The sequence below is a fragment of the Nostoc sp. JL23 genome, from assembly GCF_017115065.1.
GTDB lineage: Bacteria > Cyanobacteriota > Cyanobacteriia > Cyanobacteriales > Nostocaceae > Nostoc > Nostoc punctiforme_A.
On record NZ_JABXKN010000015.1, the window covers coordinates 21,622 to 35,744 of the forward strand.

At 43.3% G+C, this 14,123-nt stretch carries 13 protein-coding genes; 6 read left to right on the plus strand and 7 right to left on the minus strand.

Translation table 11 applies throughout. The features are described 5' to 3' along the window. The first annotated feature begins 263 nt into the window (after positions 1-263). From HWQ42_RS01560 to HWQ42_RS01585, 6 genes are all read left to right on the plus strand, one after another. Positions 264-1,616, plus strand: coding sequence for a P-loop NTPase fold protein (locus HWQ42_RS01560; RefSeq protein ID WP_292808701.1), 1,353 nt, complete (start codon positions 264-266; stop codon positions 1,614-1,616). Between the two features lie 75 nt (positions 1,617-1,691). Continuing rightward, positions 1,692-6,995 carry a ribosome assembly protein 4 gene (locus tag HWQ42_RS01565; protein ID WP_292808703.1) on the plus strand — a complete coding sequence of 1,768 codons (5,304 nt, stop codon included), beginning with the start codon at positions 1,692-1,694 and terminating at the stop codon, positions 6,993-6,995. Between the two features lie 25 nt (positions 6,996-7,020). Further along, positions 7,021-7,635 (plus strand): hypothetical protein, encoded by a 615-nt coding sequence (locus tag HWQ42_RS01570; RefSeq protein ID WP_292808705.1) that lies wholly within the window; start codon positions 7,021-7,023, stop codon positions 7,633-7,635. Between the two features lie 383 nt (positions 7,636-8,018). Further along, complete coding sequence (locus HWQ42_RS01575) at positions 8,019-8,762, plus strand: alpha/beta hydrolase (protein WP_292808707.1); 744 nt, start codon at positions 8,019-8,021, stop codon at positions 8,760-8,762. Positions 8,763-8,881: 119 nt separating this feature from the next. Next, positions 8,882-9,097 carry a hypothetical protein gene (locus HWQ42_RS01580; RefSeq protein WP_292808709.1) on the plus strand — a complete coding sequence of 72 codons (216 nt, stop codon included), beginning with the start codon at positions 8,882-8,884 and terminating at the stop codon, positions 9,095-9,097. A gap of 2 nt (positions 9,098-9,099) precedes the next feature. Further along, positions 9,100-9,489 carry a PIN domain-containing protein gene (locus HWQ42_RS01585; protein WP_292808711.1) on the plus strand — a complete coding sequence of 130 codons (390 nt, stop codon included), beginning with the start codon at positions 9,100-9,102 and terminating at the stop codon, positions 9,487-9,489. A 229-nt stretch (positions 9,490-9,718) separates the two neighbouring features. On the opposite strand, the gene HWQ42_RS01590 is transcribed toward HWQ42_RS01585, so the two are convergent. From HWQ42_RS01590 to HWQ42_RS01620, 7 genes are read right to left on the minus strand one after another with little or no spacing between them, the layout of a single operon-like run. Then, complete coding sequence (locus HWQ42_RS01590; protein WP_292808713.1) at positions 9,719-11,137, minus strand: hypothetical protein; 1,419 nt, start codon at positions 11,135-11,137, stop codon at positions 9,719-9,721. After that, positions 11,137-11,571, minus strand: coding sequence for a GIY-YIG nuclease family protein (locus tag HWQ42_RS01595; protein WP_292808715.1), 435 nt, complete (start codon positions 11,569-11,571; stop codon positions 11,137-11,139). Before HWQ42_RS01595 ends, HWQ42_RS01590 begins: the two co-directional genes overlap by 1 nt. A 23-nt stretch (positions 11,572-11,594) precedes the next feature. Further along, on the minus strand, positions 11,595-12,275 hold the full coding sequence (locus tag HWQ42_RS01600) for a hypothetical protein (RefSeq protein WP_292808717.1): 681 nt from the start codon (positions 12,273-12,275) through the stop codon (positions 11,595-11,597). Continuing rightward, positions 12,253-12,399, minus strand: a complete 147-nt coding sequence (locus HWQ42_RS01605; protein ID WP_292808718.1) for a hypothetical protein — start codon at positions 12,397-12,399, stop codon at positions 12,253-12,255. Before HWQ42_RS01605 ends, HWQ42_RS01600 begins: the two co-directional genes overlap by 23 nt. Positions 12,400-12,422: 23 nt before the next feature. Then, positions 12,423-12,863, minus strand: coding sequence for a hypothetical protein (locus HWQ42_RS01610; RefSeq protein WP_292808720.1), 441 nt, complete (start codon positions 12,861-12,863; stop codon positions 12,423-12,425). 20 nt (positions 12,864-12,883) lie between these two features. Beyond that, positions 12,884-13,591 carry a hypothetical protein gene (locus tag HWQ42_RS01615; RefSeq protein WP_292808722.1) on the minus strand — a complete coding sequence of 236 codons (708 nt, stop codon included), beginning with the start codon at positions 13,589-13,591 and terminating at the stop codon, positions 12,884-12,886. After that, positions 13,572-13,946 (minus strand): hypothetical protein, encoded by a 375-nt coding sequence (locus HWQ42_RS01620; RefSeq protein ID WP_292808724.1) that lies wholly within the window; start codon positions 13,944-13,946, stop codon positions 13,572-13,574. The genes HWQ42_RS01615 and HWQ42_RS01620 overlap by 20 nt, the downstream gene beginning before the upstream one ends. Positions 13,947-14,123 lie beyond the last annotated feature (177 nt).

Genomic DNA, 14,123 nt, shown 5'->3' on the forward strand with positions numbered 1-14,123 from the left:
TTAAATATTAGTTGCAGCTTTGTACTCTTATTTCTCTGTGCCGCGCCAGTTGCTACAACGGGGGGAACCCCCGCAACGCACTGGCTTCTCTGCGCCTCTGTGGTTTTATTCTTTTTTAACGAACCGCAGAGACGCAGAGGACACAGAGGAAGAGAGGTAAAAGCGGAAATTGTCCGAAATATTGAGATACAAAGATGTAAATAATTTTATCCTTTTCAACGAGGATATGTTAAGACAATACCAGATTATTGCACTACCAGGTTATGTCCATAGATTTACGGGAATTTTATCAGGCTAGCGATCCCAGCAGAACTCTGTTTGTCAACAATAGCTCTGATGGCAAATATTATATAGATTTTTCCTCAGTCCGGGGTGGTGATATTCTTGGCAAGCTGAAGCAGAAAATTACTTTTTTTAAGCCGAATGAACCCACTTGCACTTTATTTACTGGGCATATTGGTTGTGGAAAATCAACAGAACTATTACGGTTACAGGCAGAACTGGAAAAGTTAGGTTTCCATGTAGTCTATTTTGAGTCCAGTGATGATTTGGAAATGACCGATGTTGATATTGCTGATGTGTTGCTAGCGATCGCTCGTCGGGTGAGTCAAAGTCTGGATAAAATTACTCTGGAGTCACCCAACAAATTTAATGAGTTGCTGCAAGGTGCTTGGAAGGTCTTAAACTCCGAGGTGACGGCGGGAAAAGTTAAGCTTCCGGTGCTTGGTGATGTTGGTTTATCCGCAGATAAAGAAAAACTTTCTCTGTCTGTGGGCATTGGGGAAATCACCGCGAAGATGAAAAATGACCCAACGCTGCGAGAAAAACTCAATCAGTATTTAGCACCGCAGAAAACTAAGCTGCTAGAAGCAATTAATCAAGAATTATTGGAACCTGCGATCGCTAAACTCAAACAGCAAGGTAAAAATGGTTTAGTGGTAATTGTCGATAATCTTGACCGCATAGATAATCGTGCCAAACCTTGGGGTCGTCCGCAGCAAGAATATTTATTTGTCGACCAGGGTGAGTTTTTGACGAAGCTGAATTGTCATCTTATCTACACCATGCCCTTGTCTTTGAAGTTTTCCAATGATTACGGAATGCTGACTCAGCGTTTCCCAGAAGACCCCAAGGTGTTACCAATGGTTCCTATACAATGGGCTGATGGCAGTGTTCATACACAGGGAATGTCACTCATGCAGCAAATGGTACTTGCTAGAGCTTTTCCTGACATGACACCAGAGGAGCGTTTAAATAAAATTACCGAGATTTTTGATAGTGCTGCTAGCCTAGAGCGTTTATGTCAAATGAGCGGTGGTCATGTGCGGGACGTGCTGAGGCTGCTGAATACCTGGATTATGGAAGAGATGAGTCTTCCCTTAACCCGTGAAACGTTAGAGCAAGTGATTCGTTCTCGGCGGAATGAAATCATGTTGCCGATTTCTGAGGATGAGTGGCAATTGTTACGTCATGTCAAGGAAAGAAAAAAGGTGAGTGATGACCACGGATATCAAAAACTGATTCGCAGTCGGTTTGTGTTTGAATATCGCGATGGTGGCGAGTCTTGGTTTGATGTTAATCCCGTTTTGGCAGAAGCGAGGGAATTAAGTTTGTAGTAAGCACTTTAGTGCTTATTATTCCATATCTTTGAAAGCACTGAAGTGCTTACTACGAACTAAACACATAAGTTTATGAGTCAACAGCAACCATCAGAAGATGACCATGTAAACAGCGAGCGCACTCTGAAACAATTAGCTTGGGCAATTGAGTCCTCTGTGGGACAGTTTAAGCTGATTTTGGCACGGTGTAATTATGCTAGCTTGCGCGATCGCTTAATCTTCAGACTGCAAGAAATTTGTCAAGTTGAAATTCGTGTCTTGACGGTACAGCAATCAAACAGGACTCTTTATACTGCGATTCAAGAAGAATTCGGCGCAGAAATACCAGCCTGTGTGATGGTTGTGGGTTTGGAATCAGTGCAGAATTTATCTGTGATGTTAACTTCTGCTAATCAGGTGCGGGAAGAGTTTCGCAAGAATTTTGCTTTTCCCTTAGTGTTGTGGATTGACGATGAAATCTACAAGCAACTAATACAGCTTGCACCAGATTTGGAAAGTTGGGCAACTACGAGAGATTTTGCCATATCAACACAGGAATTAGTAGATTTTATCATCCAAACCGCTAATCAATGGTTTAGTAATAACTTAAAACTTAGCGTAGATGTATATCTTAAGCTAGAAAATGAGTTAGAAGCAGCGCAAAGAGATTTAATTAAAAAGCCCGATATTTATAATTTAGAAATTCAAGCTAACTTAGAATCTTTATTAGGTTTTCTTAAACAGATAAATAATCAAAAATATTCGGCGTTAGAGCATTATCACAAAGCTTATCATCTCTGGCAACAAAGTCATAATTTAGAAAGACAGGCAAAAATCCTCGGTGAGATTAGCTTTTGCTGTTATCTCAAAGCTTTGAAACATCAAGATATCAATTCTCAAGATTGGCAGACAACTTGGCATTATCTTCAAGAGTATATAAATTTTATTAACCAGTTTCAAAGTCCAGACTTAATTGCTAATGCAGTAGTTAAGTTTGGTGATATATTGCGAGACTTGAAAAAGTGGGAAATATTGCATAGTCTTTCGGAACAAGCTTTAGTAATCCATCAAAATAACAAACAGCCAAGGGAATTAGCCAAGGATTACGGTTTTTTAGCTGAGGTGGCTTTGGCTCAAAAAAACTGGGTTAAAGCAAATCAGTTAGTTAAGCAAGCATTAAAAGTTTTTGTTGCAATTCCAAATCTGGAATCAGCTAATCTATCAGGAATTTTATCTGATATTCCCGAAAAGGTTTTGACATCAAAAGACTTGAGCTTATATCGATTTATTTTAGGTCGTTCTCAATACTATTTAGGTCAAATTAAAGAGGCAACTCTCAGCTTAGAAACTGCTAGGGATGTGGGTAATCCCCTAGAAGATATCAGGCTTTTCTTGGATATTCTCAGGTTTTTACAGCAGCTTTACTTTGAGCAGAAAGAATATCTCAAAGCATACAAAATTAAACAGCAGCGGCGTTCCATTGAACAGCAATTTGGCTTGCGGGCTTTTATTGGTGCGGGTAGGTTAGAAGCTACAAAACAGGCATTTGTAGAGACATTGCGCTCAAACTCTCCCCAAGGCAACATTGCCCCAGAAATTGCTGCATCTGGTCGTCTTTTGGATGTAGAAGGTTTAATTGAACGCATGGGTCGCCCTGATTATAAGTTGATAGTAATTCATGGGCAATCGGGTGTAGGCAAAAGTTCCCTGGTGAATGCGGGACTAATGCCAGCTTTAAAGAATAAAGCAATCGGCACTCAAGATTATTTGCCGGTGGTAATGCGCGTTTACACCAACTGGGTGGAAGAGTTGGAGAGGCTTTTGGGAGGGAATGGGGAGTGGGGAGGGTTAGAACGTCAACGTTCCGCCTTTGAACTTGGAACTTCGACCTCTGAACCTCAACGTTCGACCTCTGAACTCGGAACTTCGACCTCAGAACCTCAACGTTCGACCTTTGAACTCGGAACTTCAGCCTCAGAACCTCAACGTTCGACCTCTGAACTCGGCACTTCGACCTCTGAACTCGGCACTTCAACCTCTGAACTCGGCACTTCGACCTCTGAACTCGGAGCTTCAACCTCTGAACTCGGCACTTCGACCTCTGAACTCGGCACTTCAACCTCTGAACTCGGAACTTCGACCTCGGAACTCGGAACTCCGCAATATTTAATATCCAGACTTAAAGAAAACGAACAGCGTAACCTCCGCACGGTGTTAATTTTTGATCAATTTGAGGAATTTTTCTTTGTTTACACCGAACCTGCACAAAGGAAGCAATTCTTTGAGTTTCTGGGAGAGTGTCTCAATGTTCTATCGGTGAAAGTTATCTTATCGCTGCGAGTAGATTACATCCATTACTTGCTGGAGTGCAATGATTTGTCCAGTCTCAAGATTATTGGCAATGACATTCTCAGTAATAATGTGCTTTACAAGTTGGGGAACTTCTCACCTACTGACGCGAAGTCAATTATTCAGCGTTTAACTGAAAATACTAGTTTTCATTTAGAAACTGCTTTAGTTGAACAACTGGTACAAGATTTAGCCGGAGAATTGGGTGAAGTTCGTCCCATTGAGTTGCAGGTTGTGGGGGCGCAACTGCAAACAGAGAATATTACAACTCTGGCAGAATATCGGCAACGCGGTACTAAGGACGAATTGGTTAAGCGTTATTTGCATGAAGTTGTTAATGATTGCGGTGAAGAAAATCAGCAAGCAGCAGACATATTACTGTATTTGCTGACCGATGAAAAAGGAACTCGCCCTCTAAAGACTCGCGCTGAGTTGGAACGCGATTTGCTCCCGTACTTCTCGGAGATTCCCCCAATTCCTCTTAAAAAAGGGGGCTTTATTCTTTTTACATCCTTTTTAAGGCGATCGCAGCAGGCAGAAATAAGTCTGAGCCGCGGCTTTCGTCGCTCAGAACTTCAGGGAGGGTCAGAAGCTAGGGCAAAACAAGCTTCTGAAATCAGTAAATTAGATTTGATTCTAGAAATTTTTGTCCAATCCGGCTTAGTGGTTTTGCTACCAGAAAACCCGGCTGACCGTTATCAACTGGTACATGACTACATCGCCGCCTTTATCCGCCAGCAACAGGAACCAAAGTTAAAGCAGGTAATAGCGCAACTGGAAAAGGAACGAGAACAAAGAAAACTGAGTGAGGCGAAACTAAATAACGTTCTCAAACGCGCCCTTTTTGGTTCTGTCGCCGCAGGTTTAGGATTTGCTGTTTTAGCAGCGGCAACATTCCAGTGGGCAGTAGAGGCAAATGTTAATCAAATTAACGCCATCAATAATTCTTCTGAAGCCTTTGCTGTCTCTAAACAACATCCAGATGCTTTAATAGCAGCCGTAAGGGCAGGTAGCAAACTCAAGCATACACTTTGGGCACAGCATAGAAGCGATATCTTAATGCTAACTGTGGCAACTTTACAGCAAGCTGTTTACTTAAAGCCACAGGAGAAGAAAGAAAACCGCGCCATAGAGGTAAATACCTTAGAAGGGCATAGCAGTAGGGTCAATAGCGTCGGATTCAGCCCCGATGGCAAGACACTGGCTTCTGGCAGTGATGACAACACGATCAAACTCTGGGATATTAGCACAGGCAAAGCCATCAAAACCTTGACTGGGCATAGCAGTAAGGTCTATAGCATCGGATTCAGCCCCGATGGCAAGACACTGGCTTCTAGCAGTGGTGACAAGACGATCAAACTTTGGGATGTCAGCACAGGCAAAGCCATCAAAACCCTGACTGGGCATAGCCGTTCGGTCTGGGGCGTTGGATTCAGCCTCGATGGTAAGACACTAGCTTCTGGCAGTGGTGACAAGACGATCAAACTCTGGGATGTCAGCACAGGCAAAGCCATCAAAACCCTGACTGGGCATAGCCGTTCGGTCTGGGGCGTTGGATTTAGCCCCGATGGCAAGACACTGGCTTCGGGCAGTGATGACAAGACGATCAAACTCTGGGATGTCAGCACAGGCAAATCCATCAAAACCCTGACTGGACATCGCAGTTTGGTCTATAGCGTCGGATTCAGCCCTGATGGTAAGACACTGGCTTCTGGCAGTGATGATAACACGATCAAACTCTGGGATGTCAGCACAGGCAAAGCCATCAAAACCCTGACTGAGCATAGCAGTTTGGTCTATAGCGTCGGATTCAGCCCCGATGGTAAGACACTGGCTTCTGGCAGTGATGATAACACGATCAAACTCTGGGATGTCAGCACAGGCAAAGCCATCAAAACCTTGGCTGGGCATAGCAGTACGGTCATTGGCGTCGGATTCAGCCCCGATGGCAAGACACTGGCTTCTGGCAGTGATGACAAGACGATCAAACTCTGGGATGTCAGCACAGGCAAAGCCATCAAAACCCTGACTGGGCATAGCAGTACGGTCATTGGCGTCGGATTCAGCCCCGATGGTAAAACACTGGCTTCTGGCAGTGATGACAAGACGATCAAACTCTGGGATATTAGCACGGGCAAAGCTATCAAAACCCTGGCTGGGCATAGCAGTAGAATCTATAGCGTCGGATTCAGCCCCGATGACAAGACACTGGCTTCTGGCAGTGGTGACAAGACGATCAAACTCTGGGATGTCAGCACAGGTAAAGCGATTAAAACCCTGACTGGGCATAGCAGTTCAGTCTGGGGCGTCGGATTCAGCCCCGATGGCAAGACACTGGCTTCTGGCAGTTCAGACAACACGATCAAACTCTGGGATGTCAGCACAGGTAAAGCGATTAAAACCCTGACTGGGCATAGCAGTTCAGTCTGGGGCGTCGGATTCAGCCCCGATGGCAAGACACTGGCTTCTGGCAGTTCAGACAACACGATCAAACTCTGGGATGTCAGCACAGGTAAAGCGATTAAAACCCTGACTGGGCATAGCAGTTCTGTCTATAGCGTTGGATTCAGCCCTGATGGCAAGACACTGGCTTCTGGCAGTTTTGACAAGACGATCAAACTCTGGGATGTCAACACAGGTAAAGCGATCAAAACCCTGACTGGTCATAGCAGTTCGGTCTATAGCGTTGGATTCAGCCGCGATGGCAAGACACTGGTTTCTGGCAGTCGTGACAAGACAGTGATTTTATGGGATTTGGATTTCGATAATTTATTACTTAGTGGTTGCAGTTTGCTGAATAATTATCTCATTGCCCATCCTGAAGTGTTAGAAGAGTTACAATCATGCCAAATTCCATCTCGGTTAGCGCAAGGAGCGACAACGTTAGTTATCCAAGGTGAGAAGTTAGCGCGAAATGATGATATTGATGGCGCTGTTGAAAAGTTTCACAAAGCACAACAGTGGGATAATAAATTAAAGTTTGATTCCCAGACGAGAGCGAAAGAGTTAGCAAATCAAGGCAAGGGTGACAAGGGGACATTACCCTAATGATAGATAATCACAAGGTGGAAGGATGGCATACAGCGATTTTAGTCTCGCCAAGGTGAAAAAGAGTTTTGATTTAACACTCGACGAAACTCGGAATTTATTTGTTGATACAAAACCTGTTACACCATCAGAAACTCTCAGAACGATTTTAATAGATTACATCCCTTTAGCAACTGCAATTTCAACCGAAAAAGCAAGGTCAGAGTTTTTAATTGCACCAATCCTCGCAGAAGTCAGACGATTATTAAAGAATAAAATTTCCCTATTTTCTGGAAATGAATTTAATGTTGATGCGACTCAAGGCTTGCAAGGCTTTTGCGATTACATAATCAGCAATTCCCAGGAGCAATTATTTATTTCTGCTCCGGTAATGTTTATTTTTGAAGCGAAAAAAGAAGATATTATCGGCGGTCTGGGTCAATGTGTAGCGGCAATGATTGCAGCGCAGCTGTTCAATCAAAATCAAGGCAATGAAGTTGGGCGAATTTATGGCTCGGTTACTAGTGGAACTAACTGGAAGTTTTTATTTTTAGAAGGGACGACTGTTTATATAGATTCGACTGAGTATTACATTAAAGAAGTTGATAAAATTTTGGGTATTTTATTGCAACCTTTTCAGCCTGTTTTAACTGCTGTTTGAATATATTGCAGGTGCTGATACAAGTAAGTAGACGTAATTAAATATAAAATGTCATTGCGAGCGGAACGAAGTGAAGCGTGGCAATCTCAGTCTTTGCGATTGCAACTCTTAGAGACGCTCCGCGAACACTTCCTTTGCAATGACGAACTATCTTATATTTATTTAGATCCACCTACTTAACTTATATCGTGTCCGGTTCAAGACTTATCATTAAGACGGCAGGGGAGCAGGGGGCAGGGGGAAAGAGGGTTTCCTGGTTTTTGCACAGATGCGGGAATTATAACTAATTAGGCGGACATGATATTACCTGGTCAAGGTTTAAAGTTTGCTAAAAAATAAGAGAACTTAAAAAACTCGTCCACCATTACCACTATTCAATTGATATGAGTCTATATTGTCTAGTTCACGGTGCTTTCCAAGCTACTTGGTGTTGGGATTTGCTAATTCCCTACTTAGAAGCACAAAGTCATAAAGCTGTAGCAATGGATTTACCAATTGAAAATGCATCTGCTACTTTGTCCCAATTTGCAGATGTAGTAATTCAAGCGCTGCCAAAAACTGATGATGATATTGTGCTAGTCGGTCACTCAATGGCTGGTACTATCATTCCCTTGGTTGCAGAAGCGGTAAAAGTGCGTCAACTAGTGTTTGTGGCGGCGCTACTTCCATATCCTGGAGTCAGTACACTCGACCAGTTTTCTCATCGTCTTGATTCTGATACGCTCAAATCATTCAATTACCAGCCAAAAGACCCAAGTAAACTCCAACAGTTCTACGATGAGCCTGATATGTATGAACCAGCTTCCGTAGGCAAAGATTATTCAGACGAAGCAGTATTAAGGGAATTTTTCTTTCATGATTGTCAACCAGATGTAGCACAGTGGGCAATCTCGAAAAGTCGTTCGCAACAATCTATGGCATATATTTTTGAAACCAATCCTCTAAAAGCTTTGCCAAATGTTGAACGTAAATATATTGTTTGTACCAATGACCGAATATTGTCTCCTACATGGTCACGCTACGCCGCACGCAAGCGTTTAGGAGTCGATGCTATTGAACTACCTTCTGGACATTGCCCACACCTGTCTCATCCTGACCTTCTTGCCTCAATATTAACTAGTGATTAATTGTTTGAGCAATCAAAAATCTTTTGCCCAAGTGGACTATCTTACTGGTGCGTTGGCGCAGCCCGCCGTAGGTATCGCTCATAATAAATGAAGCCCCATAGATATAAGAGAGGTTAAAGATGCTAAATGCGATTGAGTTTCAAGCAAAGATTCAAAATGGTTTAATTCATATTCCTGATGAGTACAAACAAGAACTTGGTGAAGGAGATGATATTAAAGTAATCGTTTTGATGACGAAAAAATCATCTAAAAAAAGAGACATAATTGATGAATTAACAGAAAATCCTATTCAAGTCGATGGTGTATTCAGACGTGAGGAAATTTATAACCAATAATTATGAGTTCTGGTGCATTTTTTATTGATACGAATGTTTGGCTTTATCGTTTATTTGACGATAACAAAATGGAGGTTGCAGAAAGAACAAGAAAGCGTAATATTGCTATTGCAATTACAGAAGCTGAAGGAATCATCATTAGTACACAGGTTGTGAATGAGGTTGCTGCCAATTTGCTCAAAAAAGCAGTCTTTAACGAAGAGCAAATTAAAGTTGTGATTCAGTCGCTTTATCGCCGCTGTACTGTGGTAGAGTCCAATCTGACTATTTTTGAATCTGCATCAGATATCCGCAGTCGATATAATTTTTCTTTTTGGGATAGTCTAATTATTCTTGTGCGCTATCCGCAAGAGCAAGTATTCTCTATTCTGAAGATATGCAAGATGGGTTAGTAGTCGCTGATAAATTAGAGATTGTGAATCCATTTAAAAAAGGCTAGAAACCGCATCTAAGCTGTCTCTAGCCTTTATTTACTGAATGGGCAGTACCAGACTCGAACTGATGACATCCTGCTTGTAAGGCAGTAGTGGTAATAGCTGGAAGCTTTGTTAAGCAAGAGTTTTGAAGTGCAATAAAAAATACTGAGCTAATTTTGCGCTAATTTCAAGCATGAAAAATTTTTCAACGTTGGAACTTTTGCAGCAAGTCGTTGCGGTTATGAAGGGCGATCGCTTCTTTGATCCCCTGCTTCACCTGCTCCTTTTTCTCCCCAGCGATGCCCAAATCCTCAACAATAAAGCTATCAAGGGAATTTTTATTACTTTGCTGCAACTTCTGGATTAGTAACTCAGTCTGGTGGTTCTTCGCAGGATTGATAAAGGTGCGGGAATCGCGGTCAAAGCCTGAATAATTTTCCATTCTTTGCATTGGTATCCATTCATTGACTGCTCCGTGATAGAGAGCGCGTCCCACAGGGGATTCTTTGGCTATGTCCTTGATTGCGTCTCCACTAGGTTTTTTATCCTTTGGCAATAATTCCAGATTTATAACCGATTCATAGGCGCTCATTTGTTCAGGGTTGATAATCACATAAGGGTTTAGTTGGCTACGCATTCCCCCGCTTATGCCCAAATCTGAAGTGTCACCGTTTTGAACTGCCATCCAGAAATTTTTGCCATCTCCGTCCCCCAGACTTACAAAGTGAGCAACTTTGGATTTCAGCCAGGGCATCGCGCCTCTAACGGATTTAAAAGAAGATGCGACTGCCGTACCTTCATCAAGAAAAAGCAAGCATTCTCCTGGAACTTTCATATATTTGTCAAAGCATTCCTTAATCCACTTGACAACCTCATGTGGTTCCATCTCTATAATTTTTGCTCTTTCCAAATAATCAGCGCGTCCCTCCCAGTAGCCTGATTCCTCCGCTTTGCCTTTAGGATCGATTACAAATATCTTGCGACCGGGATGGTATTGCTTTACCGCTTCTAGTGCATTGCTAATTACAATGCCTTTACCTGCGCCCTGGATGCCTACTATTAGCTGATTCTTAATTCTTTTACCTACCATCTCCCCCATCACATCAAATTCTTGGCGGCTAGGAGGGGTGTAGTAACTGGTCGCTGTAAGTGTTTGGGTTTGGGTTGTTGTTGGAGATGGGATAGAGGCGGGAGGGGCAGGAAGAGAAATGGGGCGGGAACTCGCTTCGTCTTCTCGTATTTCAAGAAAATCAAGTGCATCATTGCTCAACTTATACCCGCGCTCTGTAGCCCATTGGATTTGTTTCACTACCTCAGCATCCCCTACTTGGCTACGGAAATCACGAAAGTTATCCCCCTCAAGGATATGGGCTACGCATTTGTAATTATTGATTGCCACCTCATTGCGGTTGGCTTGTTTTGTTCTTTGCCATGCGCTGTAGAATCCCCAGCCGGCGACGAGTAACCCCGTGGGAGGGAAGCCAGTAGCAGAAGCAGCAAAAAGTCCCAACACTATGCCACCAATAATCAAGTATTGAGAGCCATTGTCCTCAATTGAATCGCTTGCGATCGCTTGCCACTCTTGGGGTGTTAATTGGCGCGAGTTGGGGTTGAACGCGGACATTACTTTGTGCGTTGAATTGCTGGAGTAGCTTTGAATTGCGGTTGCTGACACTGTTTCAGGAATAGCGGGCATAACAGAGTTATCAATCCCGCTATCATCAGCAAAAAAGAGAGTCCCCTGCCTTGATGTCTAGTCGCTTTATCCATTGCTTTGCACACTTCCTTGAGTTGGTGATTAGTGAATTCAAACCATTCGCCGTAATAGCGAAATGAAGAAAATTTGTGGTGTAGTCCCAGCTCAATCGTGTGGGCATCTTCTACCAAAATTGTTTTTATAGCTATCAGTGGGTAAGGACTTTGACCACTGCTTAATTCTGCAAGTCGCTGCTCAAAAGGTCTGTTGGTGTAGCCGATTTTGTAGCGAATTGTTCCCTTGGCATGGATTAAATAAACTGTGTCTGTCTTGAAAAATCGCTCCACTTGGGGAGACCCCAAGTCCGCGTTTTCCGCTTTCTTGCTCATCTCGAATGCGATGCTCTCATGAAGTAGGCGATTTCTCCCAGCCAGAAAATAAGGTGAATAATTGCTTCAATTGCAAATAATGTCACGATAAGCAAAGTGACATTCTTCCAGTCGATTTGACCCCACTGACCCGAAGCTAAGATGAACATCAATTGCCCAAATCCACCTTGACAGGGGGGATAAACCAAAGCACAAAAGCAGAAGTCGATCGCGTAAACAAATAGCGCCAAATTCCGCGCTGTGGTCATGGTCAAGGTGGGGAAGGCGTTGTACCAACGTTTTAGTGCCGCTAGTGCCGGGTCGTCGTTTTCTCGAATCTCGAATTTATCAGCAGATTGGGCATTGGTTATTAGTGTTCTCATGAAGGCGCGATCGCGTTTCAAGATAATCGGAAAAACTTCAACGGTTTGCACCACTACCCAAATCACCAAGCCCACCAACCAGTGCAGCGCTGTACCAACAGTGGCGGCGATGGGGCCAATTAAGGGTATGGAGTAAATCAATTGAAGTAGGGCAGTGTCAGCAGCTGCACCACTAATAATCATCTTCACAGCAGTGGCATAGGGTTGGATGTTCAAATAGGCGAACCAAATCCCGCAGATTACTGCTGCCCAGTACAGAACTCTGATGAAGGTGCGGGTATCTGTGCCTCTATCATTTCTTCTTGTTTGGCTCATTGTCGTTTAGCAAGCGTCCAAAATCGTAAATAGTAACTGTTGGTTTTGGATCTGGTTTAGATTCTGGCTCAATTTGAAGCTGTGGAGAGCCTAGCCCAATTGCTTCTTTGATGAATTGTTCCATTACACTTCGGCTCCGCTCAGTGCTTACAGATTGGGTGAAGAGTACTTGGCTTTTGAACGTTTCACTACTTTGTCGATCGCAGTCTGATTTCCAGTAAAAGCAATCTCCCCCACTACCTCACCCTTGACAATCCGAGCGGTGTTACCGTAGGCATCGCAAACGACCGTCCCCAGGGGCAAGGGAGCGTTGCGAACGCGGTCAAAAATTGGTTTACCTTCTGTCAAGGTGGTAAATTTATCGGGGGATTTTTTAGAAACTACTAACCTGCACCCTTTGGCGTATCGCGCCTCGGCAATCTTGGCGCTTGCGTCTATCTGCTGCTGAGATAGAGTGAGATTCCATTCCCTAGAAGTATTTTCTTGGGATTGTTGCTGGAGGGAGGCGATCGCTCCCCACTGATTTTTCAAGTTGCCCGACGACAGTGCAAAGCACACGCACAGCCCAAAGAAGAATACCGCCGTCATGGGGTTTCTGTGCAGATACTTCATGAAGCTTGAACGTTCAAGTTTGTCGAGCAAGACTGGGATAACAGGGTTTTGACGAGTGATTTCGTGTCTGGAATGGTCATCTTCAAACCAGGTGTAATCGACTTTTTTTCGTCTGACACCTCAGCCAGAAATGCATCAGGGTCAAAATCAGTGGTAGTTGTGGTAACTGTTTTAAGCTCAGTAGCTACTTGGTGATTTTGTTTTAATCCGTAATCTTGAGCAATTCGTTGTCTAGTTTCAGGGTTTTGAATCAGCTGCATCATGAAGGCGACTTGTTCGGCTGTCTCTTGGGTTGTTTCTTGAAGAGACTGGGCTTGCAGTTCGCCCTGAACATCCTTGAATAGCTGATTGGTGAATTGGTGGATTACGGTGGCTTGAGCGATCGCTCTACCTGCCAAAATCTCCACAAAGCCCTTGAAAGTTTCCTTGGGGATATCAAGGCGATCGCCTGCCAATTCAACAGCCAAGTCTTCAACTGGCGTGAGACTAGATCCGCTTGTAGCTAGTAGCTTTTGTTTGTCAACTGCATCTTGAATAATCCCAAAAATATCTTCCAATTGCTCAACAATCGATTCATCGAATAATTCTGCACTTGGGTCTATTTGCTTATCAATTTCTGCAAGTTGGGTTAATGCCTGAATTACTTGCTCAGTGGTGTATTCACCTTCAAAGTTTTGAAATAATTCAGATCGTGTGAACGCCATTTCCTATTCTCCAATTCTCAAATTGCTCTCTAGTTAATTCACTACGCTTTGAGCGTAAATAAGCTTTTACATCGTCATTGCTCATTTTTCTGCCTGACTCTACATACCCGTTTTTCAAGGCGTAGATGGCGGCGAGAATGAAGCGCTGATAGTTGTCTAAGTAATCGTGTCCGGTCTGATATTCCTGGAGGATAGCGATTACCAAGCGGATAATTTTTTCCTCCCATCTCCAAATCGTTGTGCGGCCAATTCCCATGCATTGGGCCCATTCATGGCGACTTAAAAAATATGGGTCGAATTGCGATCGGACTCCCGACCGATTATCAAAAAAATCCCAAATCTCAATCTTGTTCACTGTTCATTTGTTTCACGCTTTATGTAAGGTCTGGAACAATCGCGTTTCACTGTTTAGATTCAATGCTTCAAAACCTCTATATTTCGTGGGTTTTGATGATGTTTTTGGGGTTGATGAGGTGATTTGAGGTGATATTTGCAAGTTAAGGATGGAACGTGTTGATTCAGTTGTTACTGA